The 17,554-nt window shown below is 60.2% G+C and carries 16 protein-coding genes; 6 read left to right on the plus strand and 10 right to left on the minus strand.

Annotated features, from left to right (window positions below; all coding sequences use genetic code 11):
• Position 1: 1 nt before the first annotated feature.
• The 3 genes from VF684_RS01755 to VF684_RS01765 form a co-directional block, all read right to left on the minus strand.
• Complete coding sequence (locus VF684_RS01755; protein ID WP_376898828.1) at positions 2-880, minus strand: alpha/beta hydrolase; 879 nt, start codon at positions 878-880, stop codon at positions 2-4.
• Between the two features lie 82 nt (positions 881-962).
• Positions 963-1,559 carry a TetR/AcrR family transcriptional regulator gene (locus tag VF684_RS01760; protein WP_201994858.1) on the minus strand — a complete coding sequence of 199 codons (597 nt, stop codon included), beginning with the start codon at positions 1,557-1,559 and terminating at the stop codon, positions 963-965.
• 113 nt (positions 1,560-1,672) lie between these two features.
• Complete coding sequence (locus tag VF684_RS01765; RefSeq protein WP_005338467.1) at positions 1,673-2,317, minus strand: response regulator; 645 nt, start codon at positions 2,315-2,317, stop codon at positions 1,673-1,675.
• 170 nt (positions 2,318-2,487) lie between these two features.
• Here VF684_RS01765 and VF684_RS01770 point away from each other — a divergent pair, with 170 nt between their 5' ends.
• Positions 2,488-3,114: a glutathione S-transferase gene (locus tag VF684_RS01770; protein WP_376898826.1), complete on the plus strand. Its 627-nt coding sequence runs from the start codon at positions 2,488-2,490 to the stop codon at positions 3,112-3,114.
• Between the two features lie 75 nt (positions 3,115-3,189).
• Here VF684_RS01770 and VF684_RS01775 read toward each other — a convergent pair whose 3' ends face one another.
• The 5 genes from VF684_RS01775 to VF684_RS01795 all read right to left on the minus strand — a co-directional run bounded on the left by VF684_RS01775 (position 3,190) and on the right by VF684_RS01795 (position 8,684).
• Positions 3,190-5,301 (minus strand): alpha-amylase, encoded by a 2,112-nt coding sequence (locus tag VF684_RS01775; RefSeq protein ID WP_376898824.1) that lies wholly within the window; start codon positions 5,299-5,301, stop codon positions 3,190-3,192.
• A 228-nt stretch (positions 5,302-5,529) separates the two neighbouring features.
• Positions 5,530-6,696 (minus strand): hypothetical protein, encoded by a 1,167-nt coding sequence (locus VF684_RS01780; protein ID WP_040066657.1) that lies wholly within the window; start codon positions 6,694-6,696, stop codon positions 5,530-5,532.
• Positions 6,696-7,067 carry a GtrA family protein gene (locus VF684_RS01785; protein WP_005338463.1) on the minus strand — a complete coding sequence of 124 codons (372 nt, stop codon included), beginning with the start codon at positions 7,065-7,067 and terminating at the stop codon, positions 6,696-6,698. Before VF684_RS01785 ends, VF684_RS01780 begins: the two co-directional genes overlap by 1 nt.
• Positions 7,064-8,083 carry a glycosyltransferase family 2 protein gene (locus tag VF684_RS01790; RefSeq protein WP_139441816.1) on the minus strand — a complete coding sequence of 340 codons (1,020 nt, stop codon included), beginning with the start codon at positions 8,081-8,083 and terminating at the stop codon, positions 7,064-7,066. Before VF684_RS01790 ends, VF684_RS01785 begins: the two co-directional genes overlap by 4 nt.
• Positions 8,084-8,138: 55 nt before the next feature.
• Positions 8,139-8,684, minus strand: coding sequence for a hypothetical protein (locus tag VF684_RS01795; protein ID WP_041202288.1), 546 nt, complete (start codon positions 8,682-8,684; stop codon positions 8,139-8,141).
• A gap of 316 nt (positions 8,685-9,000) precedes the next feature.
• On the opposite strand from VF684_RS01795, the gene VF684_RS01800 reads away from it, so the two are divergent.
• The 4 genes from VF684_RS01800 (at position 9,001) to VF684_RS01815 (ending at position 12,351) form a co-directional block, all read left to right on the plus strand.
• On the plus strand, positions 9,001-9,765 hold the full coding sequence (locus tag VF684_RS01800) for a substrate-binding periplasmic protein (protein ID WP_129504524.1): 765 nt from the start codon (positions 9,001-9,003) through the stop codon (positions 9,763-9,765).
• A gap of 92 nt (positions 9,766-9,857) precedes the next feature.
• Entirely contained in the window at positions 9,858-11,342 is a 1,485-nt protein-coding gene (locus tag VF684_RS01805) for a L,D-transpeptidase family protein (protein ID WP_139441815.1), read from the plus strand.
• Between the two features lie 164 nt (positions 11,343-11,506).
• Positions 11,507-12,052, plus strand: coding sequence for a DUF882 domain-containing protein (locus tag VF684_RS01810; protein ID WP_139441822.1), 546 nt, complete (start codon positions 11,507-11,509; stop codon positions 12,050-12,052).
• Between the two features lie 47 nt (positions 12,053-12,099).
• Entirely contained in the window at positions 12,100-12,351 is a 252-nt protein-coding gene (locus tag VF684_RS01815) for a lipoprotein (protein ID WP_005338457.1), read from the plus strand.
• A gap of 85 nt (positions 12,352-12,436) precedes the next feature.
• Here VF684_RS01815 and VF684_RS01820 read toward each other — a convergent pair whose 3' ends face one another.
• Together VF684_RS01820 and cysZ are read right to left on the minus strand one after the other, a co-directional pair.
• Entirely contained in the window at positions 12,437-13,051 is a 615-nt protein-coding gene (locus VF684_RS01820) for a trimeric intracellular cation channel family protein (protein WP_005338456.1), read from the minus strand.
• 146 nt (positions 13,052-13,197) lie between these two features.
• Entirely contained in the window at positions 13,198-13,962 is a 765-nt protein-coding gene (gene cysZ, locus VF684_RS01825; protein ID WP_005338455.1) for a sulfate transporter CysZ, read from the minus strand.
• 213 nt (positions 13,963-14,175) lie between these two features.
• On the opposite strand from cysZ, the gene VF684_RS01830 reads away from it, so the two are divergent.
• A complete protein-coding gene (locus VF684_RS01830; protein ID WP_376898819.1) occupies positions 14,176-17,550 on the plus strand; it encodes an AAA family ATPase in 3,375 nt (1,124 codons plus the stop codon).
• Positions 17,551-17,554 lie beyond the last annotated feature (4 nt).

Consider the following 17,554-nt stretch of genomic DNA (forward strand, 5'->3'; position numbering starts at 1 on the left):
TTCAAAGGGCCCGCTGGGGATTTTCCGGCCGTGCCAGCTGATCAAAGGCGGCGAATACCGGAGCGCTGGCGAGGATGCGACCGTGGCCCAGTCCCCGGGTGCTCACCAGCTGGGTATGACCATCCTGACTGGCCCGCAAGGAATCGCCGTGCGGGGCAAATCTGTCCTCCTCGTCGTGCACGATCATCGCCGCGCCGCTGCGACTGGCGAGTCGGCCCAGCGGATCGACCGTGCTCAAGGGGTGCTGGTACTCCTGCTCAATCTCCTTGACCACCGCATCGAACAACCGGATGGAGTAGCCGGAGCGCGCCACCATGCCGTAGAGCTGGGGCACATAGTCGAGCACCGGCGAAATCAACAGCAGCGGCAGGGTATCGATACCCGGCTGACGGCTGGAGAGGGTGACTGCGCCCCCCATGCTGTGGGCGATGACGCCGTGCAGCGGACCTGCTTCGCTGGCCAGCTTGGTCGCCAGCTCGTCGAAGGCGCGTACGAAACGGGGCAGGTGGCCAGTGTTGCCTGCGCTCTGGCCGTGGGCCGGATGATCGTAGGCAATGGCGGTGAAACCCTGCGCGGCGATATGGTTCATCAGCGGATAGAACTGACTGGCGCTGCCGGACCAGCCATGCATCAGCAGCCACAGTGGCCCCTGACCGAGCCGATAGCTCATCAATACCCCTTCGCTGGTATGGACGGCCTGCTTCACCAGACCCGCAGGCTCGTGGTCATCCCGCTGGTTGCGCTGGGGGGTGAGCAACAACTTGCTGGCGGTACGCTTGGCATGGGTAGGGGCGAGTCTGTGGTGCAACCGGGTGCCGATCCCCAGCAGCCATTTGCTCGGGCTGAAGCGGCTGGTGTTGAAGTAGATCTTGCTGCTCATGGTCATCCTGTGGTTTTTATGTGCGAACGGTCGTGCTTTTTTGTTGGTTTTTAAAAATTAGTGTTGAACGGATGCCAAAACATCAGCGCCAGCTGCTCAGCAGAGCGTCCACCTCGGGCCAGAAGTGGCGGGCCGGATCCTGACACAGTTCGAGATCGTTGAACACCTGATCCGCCAGATAGAGGCCATAGAGGCGGTAAACGGCGCGCCAGGGATCCATCTCCCGTCGCCACTCGCCTGCGGCTTGACCCTGCACCACCTGACGGGCCAGATAGTCGAGCCAGAAGCGCACCAGTTGCCGGGCGGCTTGCTGCACCTGGCTCTTTTGCTCATGGCCATCCTGCACCGAGGTCCAGGCGTCGAGAAACATGCAGCGTCCGGCGAAGCAGTGGTTCCACGCCTGCCAGGCACGCAGCAGGGCGATCAGCTTGTCGTGCTGGCTATGGTGCTCCTGCTGGCGTACCGGCTGGATCACCCGCAGCCGGAACACCTCGGCGGCGTACTCCAGCACGGCGATCTGCAGATTGTCGCGGGATTGAAAGTGGGCAAACAGGCCGCTTTTCGACATCTCGCAGGCGCTGGCCAGCGAGCCGATGGTCAGGCTCTCCAGCCCTTGCTGGCTCGCCTGCTCAAAGGCAGTCTGCAAAATGGTTTCCCGGGTCAGGCGCCCCTTGCTCATCACTTTCTCCTCGTTGGCGCTGGCAGCATAAAGTACGATCGTGCTAATTGTCGAGCAACAAATAGCCAGCATGGCTGGCTATCTCATCTGGCCTGTGTCGCCGCGTTCGGGGCTCAGCTCTCCTTGATATCGAGCTGTTGCAGAGCGATAACCGCCTGAGTGCGGTTCTTGACCCCCAGTTTTCTGAAGATGGCGGTGATATGGGCCTTGATGGTGGCCTCGGAGACGTTGAGCTCCCAGGCGATCTGTTTGTTGAGGCTGCCATCGCGCAGCATGATCAGTACCTTGTATTGCTGGGGTGTGAGGCTGGCCAGCTTGCTGGCGAAATCGGGGCCATCTTCCGATTCGGGATGGAGCGAGATGCCTTCCGGCACCCAGTTATCCCCCCCGATCACCGTATTGAGGGCGTTGACCAGCTCCTTCATCGGTACCGATTTGGGAATAAAGCCGAGCGCCCCGAGTCGCAACACCTGCTGGATGATGGCCGCATCTTCCGAGGCTGAGACCACCACGATGGGCAGGTCGGGATACTGGCCGCGCAGGTGGGCCAGCCCCTCGAAGCCGTTGGCCCCCGGCATCTTGAGATCGAGCAGCAACAGGTCAACTTCGGGGTGCTCGCCGAGCAGGCTGGTCAGGCTGTCGATGGAGTCCGCTTCCAGCAATTGAGCGTCGTTGATGGCCATGTGCACCGCTTGGTATAGGGCGCCCCGAAACAGGGGGTGGTCATCTGCGATGACGATGGTAAATTGGCTGTCCATATTTCGGTTAATGGCTCACATTGTTGCTAACTGATTGTTTTGAAAAATCAAACTAGCATCGCTCACCAAGAGGGTCAAACCCGCGGGTGCGCAAATGTGAAGCGACCATCGGATGTTTTGCCATCAGGGCAGATCGGCCGGTCGCAGGCAACTCATGCAGGAGGCAGCAGATGGGATCCTTGGTATTGGCGGTGGGCACCGGCTCCACCTGGGCGATGCGGGCGGCACTGGTGCTCGCCATGAGCGGGCTGACGTGGCAGGAGCAGGTGTTCGATCTGGAGGATGCCAAGTCGCTGGCGCGGCTCAAGCGGCTGGCACCGGCCGGTCTGGTGCCCTGGCTCGAACACGATAGCGTGCGGGTTCACGACTCGCTGGCCATCGCCGAATATGTTCACGAGCTCTGTCCCGAGCGCCAGCTCTATCCGGTTTTGCTGGCCGAGCGGGCACTGGCTCGCAGCCTCTGCGCCGAGTTGCACGCGGGATTTCGGCAGATCCGTTCTCTGCTCCCCTTCTTTCTTGGGGCGCCAACCCGTATCGATCCCCCGGTGGAGGCGGTCGGTGAGCTGGCCCGTTTGCAGGAGATCTGGTCGCAGGCGCGGGGCCCCTTCTACTTTGGCGAGGCGGGCATTGTCGATGCCTTCTATGCGGTGATGGCCTATCGGCTGGCCAGCTACGGCATCCTGTTGCCCGGTCAGGCCGGAACCTATCAGCAGGCGCTGCTGGCCTGGCCCCTGTGGCAAGAGATGTTGGTCAAAGCGCGCCTGCAGTGGCCGGTGGCGGCGCGCCAGTCACAGTGAACCGTGGCAGATAGATAAACGAAAGAGGGGAGCCAGTGGCTCCCCTCTCTGCTGCTGGTCAATGTGGCTTAAGGGTTACTTCTGCCGGCCAGCAAAGACCACCACCACCTTGTCATCCCCCTTCTCCCGCACGAAGGCGTAAGGGGCATCCGAGAGTTTCTGGTGGCTGCCTGCCGCAATGGCCGGATGGGCGGCGCGGAACTGGCCCAGTTGCTGCCAGTGCTTGACCAGCTCGGCCTTGTCGCCGCTGGCCAGCTCCTGCCAGTTCATGTCCGAGCGCAAGCCTTGATCGAACACCCCGCCATCCTTGGCCAGCTCCCGGCCGGACTCGTCGCCGTAGTAGATCTGGATGCCGCCCGGCAGCAGCATAAAGCTGTTGGCGACCCGGCGCTGTAGCGGCACATCCTGATAGTCGCCAAAGAACAGCTTGGTGTCGTGGGAGCTGATGTAGCTCAGCACGTTGAACTCGGGATCCTGATTGATGCGACTGGCGTAGCTGGCATAGGTGGGCTCGGCGCTGACCATGCACTGGGCCTGTGACAGTGCGAACTCGCGCTGATAGTCGAAGTTGATCAGGGAGTCGAAACCGTTCTGATACCAGAAATCCTTGGCCACCCCGTGATCCCACACCTCACCCACCATGTAGAAGGGCAGATCGTCGAGGGCCTTGCCCGGGTTGGCAGTCTTCCACTCCTTGAGCGCAGCGGTGCCCGCCTGCTTGAGCTTGGCCCACACTTCGGGCTCCAGATGCTTGACGGTGTCGGCGCGGAAGCCGTCGATGCCAAAGCGGCGCACCCAGTCGGTGTGCCAGGCGATCAGGTAGTCACTTACGGTGGCGTTGGGTAGCGCCTTGGCGAGGGTGTCTTTTTTCGCCGCCAGCAATGGCGGCAGCCCTACCGGTTTGGCCGATTCGGTCAGAAAGTCCGGCAACCCCGCCACCGAACCGGTCACATCGTCGGCGCCGGGCTGCGGGTAGCCGGGCAGACCGGCGCGCACCCAGTCACCACTCCACCACTTGTTCCACGTTGGTGATTGATAGTCGATGAACTGGTTGTAGCCATGCCAGTTGAGGCCGCCGCTCGGGCGCCACTGGTTCCAGACGGTCGGCAGCTTGTCTGTGTTCTGGGTCAGTTCGGTGAGCCCCAGATCCTGCAAGTCGGCGAGGGTGGCGTAGCCGGCGTGGTTCATCACCACGTCGAGGATGATCCGCATGCCGCGCTTGTGGGCCTCGTCCACCAGGGTTTTCAGGCTCTCTTCATCGCCGTAGTTGGGGTCAATCTTGGTGAAGTCGAGCGCCCAGTAGCCGTGGTAGGCGTAGAAGGGAAAATTGCCCTGCTCACCACCGCCTATGAAGCCGTGAACCTGCTCCACCATGGGGGTGATCCAGATGGCGTTCATGCCGAGGCTCTTGATGTAGTCGAGCTTCTCGGTCAGCCCCTTGAAGTCACCGCCGTGCCAGGTGGCCACCTCGTCTTGACCATCCTTCTGGCGGCCGAAGCTGTGGTCGTTGGCGGGGTCACCATTGTGGAAGCGATCGGTCAGCAGAAAATAGACGTTCGCCTGATCCCAGCTGAATGGTGCTGGCTTGGCTGCCTTGACCGGCTCGAGCAGCAGCAGGCCGCCGCTCTCTTTGCTCGGGGTCAGGGTCAGTTTGCCCTGTTTGACCACCGCCTCCTGTTTCGAGTAGGCATCCCTCAGTCGGGTACCCTCGGGCCAAACCCCTTTCAGGGATACCGTGACCGGGCCGCCATCCCAGCTGATGCAGGGCTCTTCTGGTGGCTGGCGTTTGAATTCGCTCTTCTTGGTCGCCCGCAGCACCTTGAGGCTGGGGGTATCCGGGTTGAAGGTGAACTGATACTCCCCGGCCAGCATCACCCGCAGGGTAAAGCTCTGATCCTTGCTGCATTTGTCCATGGGCTGGGCGGTGCCGAAGGGGAGCGGCTTGCTCTCGCTCGGGCCAAAGCTGGTACCGCAACTATTGTCTGCGTCGCTGATGCGGATCTGGTGGCTCCCCTTGGCAAGGGTGTGGGTCAGCTCCACCGTGCCCTTGTCCAGCACGATCGGGGTCGCCACCGGTTGACCATCCACATAGAGGCGAACCTCGGGGGCGGCCATCGCCTGTTGGATGAACAGAGGGGCGGCCAGCAGGGCAAGCCAGAGAGGGGATAAGTGATGAGCACGACGCATAAGCCATTCCTTGAGCAGGGCAGTTCGGACAAGGGCCCATTCTAGGAGCAGCAAAGCGCGCCTTGGATCGGCAAAACGTCGATTTGTGACATCAGTTCAAATGGTTACGTTTTCAAGCCGAGGAAAGTGTGATGGAGAGGAGGTGGGACGCCCTGTCGATAAAAATAGTGGCCATAAAAAATGCCGGTCAGGTGACCGGCATTCGGGGTGTCAGGCATTGTCGTCACATCAGACGGTGAAGAACTTGAAGTTGACGAAGGCCACCGCGATGAAGGAAGCAACCATGCCGCTGATGCAGAGCACTGCCGGGCGGATGGCGGGCCAGCGATGGGTCAGCAGAATGATGGCCAGCAGGGTCGGGTAGAGCCCGAACATGTAGCGTGGCATGGCGTTGAGGCCGGTCATCAGCGGGATGGTGCAGCAGATGAACATCAGAGTCGCTTCGGCCCAGCGTTTCTGGCTGAACAGGTAGCCGTTCAGGCACCAGCCGAAGATCACCATGATAGAGAGGTAAGCCTTGCGGCCGCCCAGCTCGAAACCGCTCAGCCACCAGTCCAGCGGGCTGTCCATATAGCGACCCCACGCCACCTGAATGTGCTTGAAGGCAAAGGCATCGCCGGTCAGGTGATAGAGGTAGACCATGTAGGCAAACAGGCCAAACGGGATCATCCAGAGGGTGAAGACCACCTTGAAAGCGCGCTCGGTAAAGCGGAAAAATTCCCGCCAGCCGTAAGCCTGCAGCGCCAGGATCAGCACCGGGAAGACCATCATCACCCCCAGGTTGCGGGTGGCGGAGATACAGACCCCCAGCACGGCCACCATCAGCCACTGCTCCCGATAGGCGAACAGGAACATCCCCAGCATCAGCGCCATAAAGGTCGACTCGGTATAACCGGAGACGAAGTAGGCTGAGAAGGGGGAGAAGGCGAGCAGCCAGACGCCGAAGCGGGCGGTATCGTCCCCCAGCTTGAGCTGACGCAACACCAGCAGCATCAGCGGCAGGCTGGCGAAGAAGGAGAGGTTGGTAACAATGATGAGGCCGATCAGGCTCTCGACATTGAACAGGTTGGAGATGGCACCGGAGACCATCGGGTAGAGCGGCATAAAGGCCCAGTTGGCCGCATTGCCCTTGCTCAGCCAGCGCGGGTAGAGATCGTAGCCGTTCTCGATGATGCGCTGGAACCAGACGCAGTCAAACTGACAATAGGCCTGCAGCGGGCCAATGTCGGGGGAGCCATAGAGCTGGACACCGAAGTAGCCCATGCCATAAAGGGCCACCCGGCTCAGCATGAAGGCGGCGATGATCATCAGCCAGTCACGGCCGCTGATGCGCAGTGACGGGCGATAGGGGAGTGCAGCCCCGGTTAGCGGGGCAGTATTGGTCATATCATTCATCAGGCAAAAACCCAGACGCGAGAGAGAACGTAAGTGAGGACGGTAACGGTCAGGGTGGCGATGACCACCGGCAGCAGACCGGATAGCCCCGCAAACAGCAGGCCGCTCAGGATCAGGTTACGCACCGCCAGCGAGAAGAGGGCAACCAGCAGAAACTTGCTGGCGGCTCCCTGCTTCTGGAAGGTGATGTAGCGGTGACCAAAGAAGGAGAACCAGAACGCGATGGCAAAAGCCAACGTGGTAACCAGGTGCTCCGAGATGGTGGGCCAGGTATGAAACAGGGCGATGGAGGTGCCAAGGTCGACGAGGGTAGCCCCCCCGCCGACAAAACCGAAACGTACCAGCCGCCAGAATTCCTCGCGGGAGATCATTGAGGCGCTTGCTCCTGCTGCTCTTGCGGGTTGCTGTCAGCGCTCTGCGGTTTGGCCGCATCCTGCCTGGCATACTGGCCATAGACCCCTTCAATGAGGTAGACCGGGCGCTGTTTCACTTCCACGAACATGCGGCCGATGTACTCGCCGATGATGCCGAGCGACAGCAGCTGGATACCGCCGAGGAACAGCACTACGGACATCAGGGAGGCGTAACCGGGCACGTCGATGCCGAAGAAGACCACCTGGGTCACGATCTTTAGGATGTAGAGGAAGGCGACGAAGGAGACGCCGACACCCACATAGCTCCAGACCCGCAGCGGCCAGCTGGAGAAGCTGAGCAGACCGTCGAGGGCGAAGTTCCACAGTTTCCAGTAGTTGAATTTGGTTTCACCGGCGTGACGGGCCGGGCGCTCGTAGGGGACGCCAACGGCACGGAAACCGGCCCAGGCAAACAGACCCTTCATGAAACGGTTGCGCTCTGGCAGCAGCTTGATCGCCTCGACCACGCGACGGTCGATCAGGCGGAAGTCACCGGCGTTCTCCGGTAGCTTGGTGCTGGTGGAGAGCGCATTGAAGAAGCGGTAGAAGCCACCGGCAGTCAGGCGCTTCATCGGGGTATCGGCGCTGCGATCGACGCGGATGCCGTAGACGGTGTCATAGTCACCGGTCTGCCACAGTTTTACGAACTCCAGGATCAGGGCGGGCGGGTCTTGCAGATCCACATCCATCGGTACGATGGCATCCCCTTTGGCTTGATGCAGACCGGCTGTCAAGGCGGCTTCTTTACCGAAGTTGCGTGCCAGGTTGACCAGGGTTACGCGCGGATCACGGGCGATGGCCTGCTCGACCACTTCACGGGTGCGGTCACGGCTGCCATCGTTGACGAATACAATTTCAAGCTGGTCTTTCAGCGGGGCCAGTTCGTTGTCTATCGCGTTGATGAAGGCATCGATGCTCTCTTCCTCGTTGTAAACGGGAACGACCAGAGAGAGTCGAAAATCTGGATGCGACATAAGAACGTCCTTATTTGGGATAGTTGTTTTTATAAAATGGTATTCGGGGCAAGGATCACTGGGCTACGGTCAAACGTACCGACTGCACATTGATGGGAGTAGGTGCCGAGAGCGCCAGAAAATTGGGGCGCTTGGGATCTGCCGTGAGCGAGTCACCGGGCAGACTGAGGCGAATTTCGTTGATGCCCGCTTTGGCCAGTTTCACCGTAGTGGTGAAGTCGTGACCCAGCGCCACTTTCAACAGGGCACCGGCTTCCGGGCTGTTGATGCGGGCTTGTACGGTCAACTGATCCGGATTGGCTGCTTGCTTGGGCAGCACAAAGTAGAGACCGCCCTGACCGCTGAGCAGGGTACCTTCGTCGCTCGGCTTCTTGGCCCAGCCTTCGCTGGAGAGGAAGCGGCTTGGCTTGGTCAGATTGAGCTCGTTACCCGGCTGATAGGTCATGCTGGAGTTGTGTTCCCAGAAGCGTGTCTTGCCTTCCAGATAATAGAGTTTGTAGGCCAGGCTCACGTTGGGGTGAGCAGCCAGATAGAGGGTGTAAAGATAAAAACCGCTTAACGCCAGAATGGCAGTCAAAAAACCGAACTTTTTGTACGTCATATCACTCTCTATGCCTGACAGAATGGGTAGGCCGATGTCGCGCATATGCTAATCCAATTGCAAAAAAAGCATAGTGGATCACAAAAAAATATTTGGTCACATATTAACCCCTTTTTACCCCTGTTCCAAACGTTGCTGTTTCCCGGTTAAACAGGTCTGGCGGGGCGCAGGTTGCCAGTGGCGCTCCGGCAGGGTATTTGGCAAATAGACGTGCTTTGCTGCGTCATTTTCTAGCGGATGCGATAGTCATCTGGCCTCTATCGCCATTTTGCAGGGGGCGATTTATGATGACTCACTTATTCGTCAAGGATGACATATGAAGTGGATCTCTTGCTGTCTGTTGCTTGGATTATGGGCGCCAATGGCATTGGCCAGGGCCCTGTGTCCCGAGCCTATTCAAGTCGGTTACGATAACTGGCCCCCCTACCATTATTACGAAGCCGACTCACCGCAAGAGGTGCGCGGTTATGCCGCCGAGGTGCTGACGGCTGTGCTCACTTCCATGCACTGCAAGGTCAACTACGTGGAGCTGCCCTGGAAGCGGGTACTGCACGAAATGGAGCATGGCGAGATAGACATGGCGATGGAGGCGAATATCAATGATGAGCGCGCCCGTTATGCCTGGTTTTCCGACTCCTACAACCCGGGGCGCACCTTGCTGTGGATCCGCAAGGGTAGCCACTATCCCGAACAGGATCTGACGAGCTGGCTGGCCAGTGGTTACTCCCTCGGCGTTACCAAAGAGTACTTCTATGGTGAGGAAGTGATGTCGCTGCTCGCTCGCTATGCCAAACAGGTGAGTGCGGTGAGCGACCAGCAAAATTTTGAGAAGCTGGCCCGCGGGCGGATCGACGGTTTCCTTGGTGACATGCTGGCTACCCCCAGCGCCCTTAACAAGGAGGGGATGAGCGGTCTGTTCACCAGCCATCCCATGGTGGTATCTGAATCGCCGAGCTTCTTTATGTTGGGCAAGCGCAGCTTTTCGCCGCAGTTCTTGCAACAATTTAATCAGGCGTTGGCGCGGTTCAAGGAGACAGATGCGTATGACATTATCTGGCAGCGTTATGCCCCCGGGCGCTAGCAAAGTATTGGCCGTTCACGCATCATGAGCGGCCTGAGCATCGGGTCTGCTTGTCAGGCCTGACAGAGTGAACAAACCGTTTTGAGGTACCCATGGGGATGAAGTATTGGCTGACCCTTGCCAATCTGGTGTGGCTGGGATGTTTGCCCGCTGGCGCGGTACATGCAACCGAAGCACAAGTTGTGGTGGCGGCCAGTGAAACCGGACACGACTGGTATCAGGGCAGTCAGGCCGAACAGGCCCGTGTCGAGCTGGAGCAGCAGTTGCAAGAGGCTGTGCTTGCCCAGCTGCATCCCGATTTTTTCACGCTGTGGAAGCGCCTGCAGGCCACCCCTGCAGACAAGCGTGGTGCCATCTATGACGACATTTTTGCCAAGCTGAGTCGTTTCCAGCACGCCTGGCGGGGGATGGATCTGGTCTCGCGCGAGCAGATGAAGACCCTCAAGCTCGATTTGAACCGCCCTGTAGTGACCCAACCCAGCGATGATGACCTGCTCACCCAGGTGAAATCCCTGCGCCCTCAGGTGGCGGAATACGAGGCGGTGCGGGCCAAAGTGCACAAACTTCTGGCAATGCCGATGGCCAGCAAGTGGCCAACCCTCGATATGCCGACCCTGCGTGCCGGAGAGAGCTCCGCCGAGCTCGGCCAAATCCGCGCCATGCTCAACGAGCTGGGCGATAGCGCCCCGAGCCATGGTGATCAGATTTACGATGGTGATACCGAGCAGGCCATCAAGCAGTTCCAACGTCGTCACGGTCTCACCGCGGACGGCATTATCGGTCGTCAGACCCGCTCCTGGCTCAATACCGGCCCGCAAGTGCGCGCCAGCCTGCTGCTGCGCAACCTGTGGCGTCGCGATCTGGTGGATCAACTCGCCGGTGGCCGCTACGTGCTGGTCAATATTCCTGACTACCGCCTGAGCGTGGTGGAGTCCGGTAACGAGGTATTCACCAGCCGGGTCATCGTCGGCAAAGAGCAGCGTGCCACGCCCATCCTCGCCAGCGAAATTCGCTCCATCGTGCTCAATCCTTCTTGGCATGTGCCGCGCTCCATCCTGAGCAAGGACATCCTGCCCAAGCTGGGTCGCGATCCCGCGTACTTGAGTCGCGAGCAGTTCGAGGTGATCGACAGCGAGGGCAATCCGGTCCAGTTCACCGAAGAGGGGTGGCATCAGGCGCTGGCCGCCGGTTTCCCCTATCGCCTGCGGCAAAAGCCGGGGGATCATAATGCTCTGGGGCGCTACAAGTTCTACCTGCCCAACAATGACGCCATCTATCTGCACTCCACCCCGCGCAAGGCGCTGTTCGAACAGGGGGCGCGCGCCTTCAGTTCGGGCTGCATCCGGGTGGAACATGCGGACGATCTGGCCGAGCTGTTGTTGGCGGACTCCCGCTATCAGCCGGACAAGGTGGCCAATATCCTCAAGGAGAGCCAGACCAAATGGTTGCCGCTCACCACGCCTATTCCGGTCTTTACCGTCTACTGGAGCAGCTGGATCGACGAAAATGGTCGCCAGCAACTGCGTAACGACATCTACGGATTTGATCGGGTCAGCTTCCAGAGCCGCCTGCTGTGATCCCAGCCACAGAGTGAAAAGCCCGGCCTGTGCCGGGCTTTTTTATGGGCGATTGAGGTTTGACAGGCCCCCCCGCCGGAGGGTAGTTTCAAGCGCCTGTATCACATTCAGTCAGTGATCTTATTCAACTATTTTCGCTTGAATCTGCGATGGACGAACCCCTTATGCTGGAACAAGAGATAAGTCGACGTCGCCTGTTGTTGGGAGCCGGTTGCCTGCTGGGCAGCTCGCTGCTCTCCTTCCCTGCACTGGCCAGCCGCAGTACCACCGGGCGTGAACTCAGTTTTTTCAATCTCAATACCGGCGAGCGGGTGCGTGCCAGCTATTGGGAAAATGGCCACTATCTGAGCGACGGGTTGGCCGAGCTCAACCACATCTTCCGCGATTACCGGCGAAATGAAGTGTTCAACATCGACAAGAAGCTGTTTGATCAGTTGTTTCTGTTGCAGCACAAGCTGGGCCGGCGCAGCGAAATCCAGCTGATCTCCGGCTATCGCGCCCCGGCGACCAATCGTCAGAAGCGCCACAAGAGCCGCGGCGTGGCCAAGCACAGCTACCACACCTTGGGGCAGGCGGTGGATGTGCGGATCCCCGGCGTACAGCTGGCCCATCTGCGCAAGGCGGCGCTCCAGCTCAAGGTAGGTGGGGTTGGTTACTATCCCCGTGATAACTTCGTTCACCTCGATACCGGCCCGGTGCGCAGCTGGTAAAGGGGTTGGCAAACTGCCAAGCTCTTCCCACCAGAGAGGAGATAGCGATGAAAAAGATAGTGATTGGCGGCCTGATCGCCCTGTTGTTGACCGGTTGCAGCAAGCTCAACCGTGAAAATTACGACCAGTTGAAGATGGGGATGAGTTACGCCGAGGCCAGCACCATTCTGGGCAAGGCGGAGCGTTGTGATGATGCCTTGGGCACTACCAGCTGCCTCTGGGGCGGGGAAGGGAAGAACATCAAGATCCGCTTTATCGCCGACAAGGCGACCTTCTTCAGCTCGGAAGGGATTAACTGAGTCGCAGACCGTCCATGAAAAAAGCGCCGCTCGGGCGCTTTTTTGTTGCTCGCAATCCAACCCGCCTCGCCAGAAGCTGGCGTACTCAGTGGGTCGCGTACTGGTAGTTGAAGGTGGGCAGACCCCACTTGAAGCGAACCGCCAGCAGCCGCAGTACAAAGCCGATCCCGATGGAACCGAACGCGGCCCAGTTGGTCGGCAAGCCCTGATCCAGCGCCAGACAGTAGAGGGCTGCGGTGATCAGCGAAATGGCTGCATAGAGCTCGCGACGAAATACCAGTGGAATCCGCTGGCAGAGCAGGTCCCGCAGCACACCGCCAAAGACCCCGGTCACCACCGCCATGATGCAGGCAATACCGGCGCCGTGGCCCATATCCAGCGCCCGGGCCGCACCGAAGATGGAGAAGACCACCAGTCCCAGGGCATCAAGGGCCATGAACAGCTTGCCGAGGTAGCGCATCAGGGGGGCGGAGACCACACCCGCCATCGCAGCTGCGGCAACCAGCAGCACATATTCCGGATGCTCAATCCAGAGCAGCGGATAGTGGCCGAGCAGCACATCGCGGATGGTGCCACCACCGATGGCCGTCGCCGAGGCGATGATCACCACACCAAACAGATCCATCCGTCGCCGACCCGCGGCCAGCGCGCCGGTCATCCCTTCGGCCACCAAGCCAACCAAGAAGAGTGCATGTAACATGAGATATCCCAGGGAACGAGAAAGGCCAGAATCCTACCAACTCGTGTCATATGGGACAAGCTATCGAATGCATGCATTAATTTAATTCATGCTAAATACGAAAAAGGCACCGTTTCGGGTGCCTTTTTCTAATAAATGTTCAAGGGTTAGCGCCCCAACTGCTCTTGCCGGTAGTGATCGACCCACATGGCGGTGGCGCCACAGATGGCGACTGGCATCACGAAGAGGTTCACCACCGGAATGGCGGAGAAGAGGGTCACCAAAGCGCCGAAGCTCAGGCACTTGCCGCGGCGCTGCTTCAAGGCATCGCGCATGGTGATGAAGTCGATCTTGTGGTTGTCGAACGGATAATCCACATACTGGATCGCCATCATCCAGGCGCTGAACAGGAACCAGAGCACCGGCGCCAGGGTCTGGCCCACCACAGGGATCAGGAACAGGATCAGGCAGCCGATGGCCTTGGGCAGGTAATACTTCAGCTTGGTCCATTCGCGGCCGAAGGTGCGTGGCACATCCTTGACGATATCCAGCATGCCGCTGTCATTGGCGGGCTGACCGGTGAGGATCTGCTCCACCTTCTCCGCCAGCAGGCCGTTGAAGGGGGCGGCTACCCAGTTGGCAACCGAGCTGAAGATAAAGGAGAAGACCACCAGTATGGTGATGAGCGCGATGGGCCACAGCAGGTAGTCCAGCCAGTCGAGCCAAGCGGGGATCTGCTGATGGAGCCATGCGAACAGGCCGTCCAGTTGCAGCAACAGGGCATAGAAGGCCCCGGCAAACAGCACGAAGTTGACCAGCAGGGGGATCAGCACAAAGGTGCGGATGCCCGGTTGGCGAATGAGGGAAAACCCGCGCAGAAAGTAGTCTGCACCGCTGATTGAATCTTTGACCATATGGGGTGATTGGCTCATGTGAGCTCCATCTATGCATGGGAGAACTGCCAGCATATTACAAACAAGCCTTTGATTTGGTAAAGTCGCCGACTATTCCTTACTTCGTGCCGTGGCGACCAAAAATCGGGCATGAATGGGGATGATGCCTGCATATTACAAACAAAGCCGGGTCTGGATTTGGTAAAGTCACCTGCCCGCATCCTCTTTATTTAGCCACTGATACAGGTCGCCATGCGTCTGAAACTGATCAAACTCGCCGGCTTCAAGTCGTTCGTCGAGCCGACCCGCATCGAACTGTCGGCAGACATGACTGCCGTGGTGGGCCCCAATGGCTGTGGCAAATCCAACGTCATCGACGCGGTGCGCTGGGTGCTAGGGGAGAGTTCCGCTCGCCATCTGCGCGGCGAGAACATGACCGATGTTATCTTCAACGGCTCTATCAATCGCAGTGCGCACGGGCGCGCCTCGGTCGAGCTGGTGTTCGACAATCCCCACAACCGGGTGCCCGGCGAGTTCGGTCGCTTTAGCGAGATTTCGGTGCGCCGCGAAGTGCTGCGCGACGGCTCCAACCACTATCAGATCAACGGCCATAAGTGCCGCCGCAAGGATGTGACAGACCTCTTCCTCGGCACCGGTCTTGGCCCTCGCAGCTACGCCATCATCGAGCAGGGCACTGTCAGCCGACTGGTGGAGTCACGTCCGGCCGATCTCAAGCTCTTTATGGAAGAAGCGGCCGGGGTTTCCCGCTACAAGGAGCGGCGCCGCGAGACCGAGCAGCGCATTCGCCACACTCAGGAGAACCTGGAGCGCCTCGGCGATATTCGCGGTGAGCTGGGTTCGCGCCTTGACCACCTCAAAGCCCAGGCCGAAACGGCCGAGCGCTACAAACAGCTCAAGAGTCGTTCGCGCGCAGCTCGCGCCGAGCTGATTGGCTCCGAGTTGTGGGCGCTGGAGACGCGCCTTGGCGAGGCCAAAACCGAACTGGTGCAGGCCGAGCAGGCGCTGGCGGCGCTCGATGCCAAGCGCACCGCCGATGAGGGGCGCCACGTCACCCTGTCGGTCGCCAGACAAGAGGCGCAAGCCGAGCAGGCGAGCCGTCAGCAACAGATTTTCCTCGGCGGGCAGGCCATCGCCCGTCTCGAACAACAGCAACAGCACCAGAGTGAACTGGGGCGCGACTGGCAGGCCCGTGCAGAGGCGCTGGGCGAGCGGATTGCTACCCGCAAGGCGCAGCTTGCCAGCCAGCAGGATCAACTGACCGAAGGGGTATTGCGCGCAGAGCAGGAGAGCGCCCGGCTGGAGCAGTGTGAGCTGTTGCTCACCGAGCAGCAGGAGGGTCGCCAGAAGGCCAGCGAGCAGCTGGAACAGGCTCGCTTGCGCCAGCAGCAGTGGCAGCAACAGTTGGCCGGGTTGCAGGGGCAGCTCAACCAGACCCGTACCCGGTTGGGGGGGGTGCAGGAGTTGCAAGCCAAGACCCGGCTGGCCCGCCTCAAGCTGGAAGATGAACGCGCGGGCCCCCTCGGCGCTGAGGCCGATGACCTGCAACCGGCCCTCGATGCCCTAAGTGGTGAGCTGGAGCTGACGCGGGCGGCCAATGGCGAGCTGACCGAGCAGCTGGCGCAGGCGGTCGACGCCTATGAACAACTCAAGCAGCAGCATGGCCAGCAGTTGAGCCTGCAACGGGAGCTGGAGGCGCGGCTGGCGACGCTGGATCAGATCCTCGGCGAACAGATGGAGGGGGCGACCCTGGCTGATCGACTGCAGGTTGCCCCCGAGTGGGCACAGGCACTCGACAAGGTGCTGGGTCGCTGGCTCACCGCAACGCCGGCGGACGAGTGCAATCTGGCGCAAGAGGGGCTCTGGATTGGCCCGGCGCAACCGGCGGTTGCCGGTACCTTGGCGGCGCAACTGGGCGGCGAGCACATTCCCGCCTTCCTCAATGCCATCTGGCTGGTGGAGAGCCGGGAGGCCGCATTGGCCCGCCAGCCAAGCCTTGCGGCCGGTGAGTCGGTACTGACTCCTGCTGGCGACTGGCTGGGGCCAAACTGGGCAGATCTGGGGCAGGGCGCGGCGCTCGGCACCATGGCACTGCTCGGTGAGCGTGAGCGGTTGCATACCGAGCAGGAGAAGGTTGCCGTGGGGCTGGCACAGCAGAGTGAGCAACTTGTGGCAGCCGATGCCCGGCGTGCCCAGCTTGCCAGTGCGCAGGAGTTGTCGCAGCGAACCTTGCGCGAGCAAGAGCAGAAATGGCAACAACAGCGCGAAGCCTGGAGCCTGCAACAGGGTCAGCGGCAGGAGCGGTTGCAGCGGCTCGGTCAGCTCGGCGAAGAGCTGATCCGGCTCGATCAGGAGCAGGCCGAAGAGGCAGAGCGACTGGCCAGCGCCCGTGAACAACTGGAACTCGATGAGGCGCGCCTTGCCGAGTTGCAGGAGCAGGGGGAGCCGCTGACGCAAGGGTTGCAGCTCGCTCAGGAGCAGCTGACCCGCTGCGAGCGGGCGGTCGACGAGGCCCGTGTGCGCCGCGAACAGCAACAAGCGACCTGCCAGCGTTTGCAACTGGAGTTGGGCAATCTGCGCCAACTCATTACCCTGGGCGAAGAGGAGTTGGCGAGGCTCGGCCTGGAGCTGGCCGGGCTGAAAGGGCCGGATAGCGAGGCCGTGCCGGATCTGGCGCCCCTGCTGGCCGAGCAGCGCAATCTGGAGGCACAGCAACTCGCCTGCCATCAACGGCTTGCGGAGCTGGAGCGCCAGCTCGGTGAGCTGGAGCAGGCCAGAAGTGCCGATCACAAGCAGCTGGTGACGTTGCAGGAGAAGCTGGCAACCCTGCGCCTTGAGCGTGAACGCAACCTCACCCGTCGACAGGGGTTGCACGAGCAGTTCGAAGAGCTGGGGGTTCGACTGGTAGATCTCGATCAGGCGGTGTTGATCGCCGCTGATCGCAGCAAGCTGCGGCAGGAGATCCAGACGCTGGAGGCGCAAGTGGAAGCGCTTGGCGCCATCAACCTGGCGGCGCTGGAGGAGTATGAAGAGGCGAAAACCCGGGCAACCTATCTTGAAAATCAGTGTCAGGATCTCGAGCAAGCGCTGGAAACCTTGAGCCAAGCCATTAAAAGAATTGATAAAGAGACACAAATACGGTTCCGGGACACTTTCGATAAGGTCAACGAAGATTTAAAATCCCTGTTTCCAAAAGTGTTCGGTGGGGGCAGTGCCTGGCTTGAACTCACCTCTGATGATCTTTTGGAGGCCGGAGTGAGCATCATGGCGAGACCTCCGGGTAAGAAGAATGCTACCATTGCCCTGCTTTCCGGGGGGGAGAAGGCGTTAACCGCGCTTGCGCTGGTTTTTGCCATCTTCAGACTCAACCCAGCACCTTTTTGTCTGCTGGATGAGGTGGATGCACCGCTCGATGAAGTGAACGTCGGTCGCTTCTGTTCTCTTGTCAAAGAGATGTCGAGCACAGTACAGTTCGTTTACATCAGTCATAATAAGGTCTCCATGGAGATGGCTGAGCAGCTGGTTGGCGTCACGATGCAAGAGCCCGGGGTTTCTCGCATTGTGTCGGTCGATATCGGTGAAGCCGTCGCTTTGGCTGAGCAAAACTAGAAAG

Origin of the sequence: Aeromonas sp. Lyrl_2 (assembly GCF_051948815.1) — a bacterium.
GTDB lineage: Bacteria > Pseudomonadota > Gammaproteobacteria > Enterobacterales > Aeromonadaceae > Aeromonas > Aeromonas veronii.

Bases quoted from the DNA above. Each gene is read 5' to 3' on its own strand.
- VF684_RS01755 (WP_376898828.1), bottom strand. From the start codon at position 880: ATGAGCAGCAAGATCTACTTCAACACCAGCCGCTTCAGCCCGAGCAAA.
- VF684_RS01760 (WP_201994858.1), bottom strand. From the start codon at position 1,559: ATGAGCAAGGGGCGCCTGACCCGGGAAACCATTTTGCAGACTGCCTTT.
- VF684_RS01765 (WP_005338467.1), bottom strand. From the start codon at position 2,317: ATGGACAGCCAATTTACCATCGTCATCGCAGATGACCACCCCCTGTTT.
- VF684_RS01770 (WP_376898826.1), top strand. From the start codon at position 2,488: ATGGGATCCTTGGTATTGGCGGTGGGCACCGGCTCCACCTGGGCGATG.
- VF684_RS01775 (WP_376898824.1), bottom strand. From the start codon at position 5,301: ATGCGTCGTGCTCATCACTTATCCCCTCTCTGGCTTGCCCTGCTGGCC.
- VF684_RS01780 (WP_040066657.1), bottom strand. From the start codon at position 6,696: ATGAATGATATGACCAATACTGCCCCGCTAACCGGGGCTGCACTCCCC.
- VF684_RS01785 (WP_005338463.1), bottom strand. From the start codon at position 7,067: ATGATCTCCCGCGAGGAATTCTGGCGGCTGGTACGTTTCGGTTTTGTC.
- VF684_RS01790 (WP_139441816.1), bottom strand. From the start codon at position 8,083: ATGTCGCATCCAGATTTTCGACTCTCTCTGGTCGTTCCCGTTTACAAC.
- VF684_RS01795 (WP_041202288.1), bottom strand. From the start codon at position 8,684: ATGACGTACAAAAAGTTCGGTTTTTTGACTGCCATTCTGGCGTTAAGC.
- VF684_RS01800 (WP_129504524.1), top strand. From the start codon at position 9,001: ATGAAGTGGATCTCTTGCTGTCTGTTGCTTGGATTATGGGCGCCAATG.
- VF684_RS01805 (WP_139441815.1), top strand. From the start codon at position 9,858: ATGGGGATGAAGTATTGGCTGACCCTTGCCAATCTGGTGTGGCTGGGA.
- VF684_RS01810 (WP_139441822.1), top strand. From the start codon at position 11,507: ATGCTGGAACAAGAGATAAGTCGACGTCGCCTGTTGTTGGGAGCCGGT.
- VF684_RS01815 (WP_005338457.1), top strand. From the start codon at position 12,100: ATGAAAAAGATAGTGATTGGCGGCCTGATCGCCCTGTTGTTGACCGGT.
- VF684_RS01820 (WP_005338456.1), bottom strand. From the start codon at position 13,051: ATGTTACATGCACTCTTCTTGGTTGGCTTGGTGGCCGAAGGGATGACC.
- cysZ (WP_005338455.1), bottom strand. From the start codon at position 13,962: ATGAGCCAATCACCCCATATGGTCAAAGATTCAATCAGCGGTGCAGAC.
- VF684_RS01830 (WP_376898819.1), top strand. From the start codon at position 14,176: ATGCGTCTGAAACTGATCAAACTCGCCGGCTTCAAGTCGTTCGTCGAG.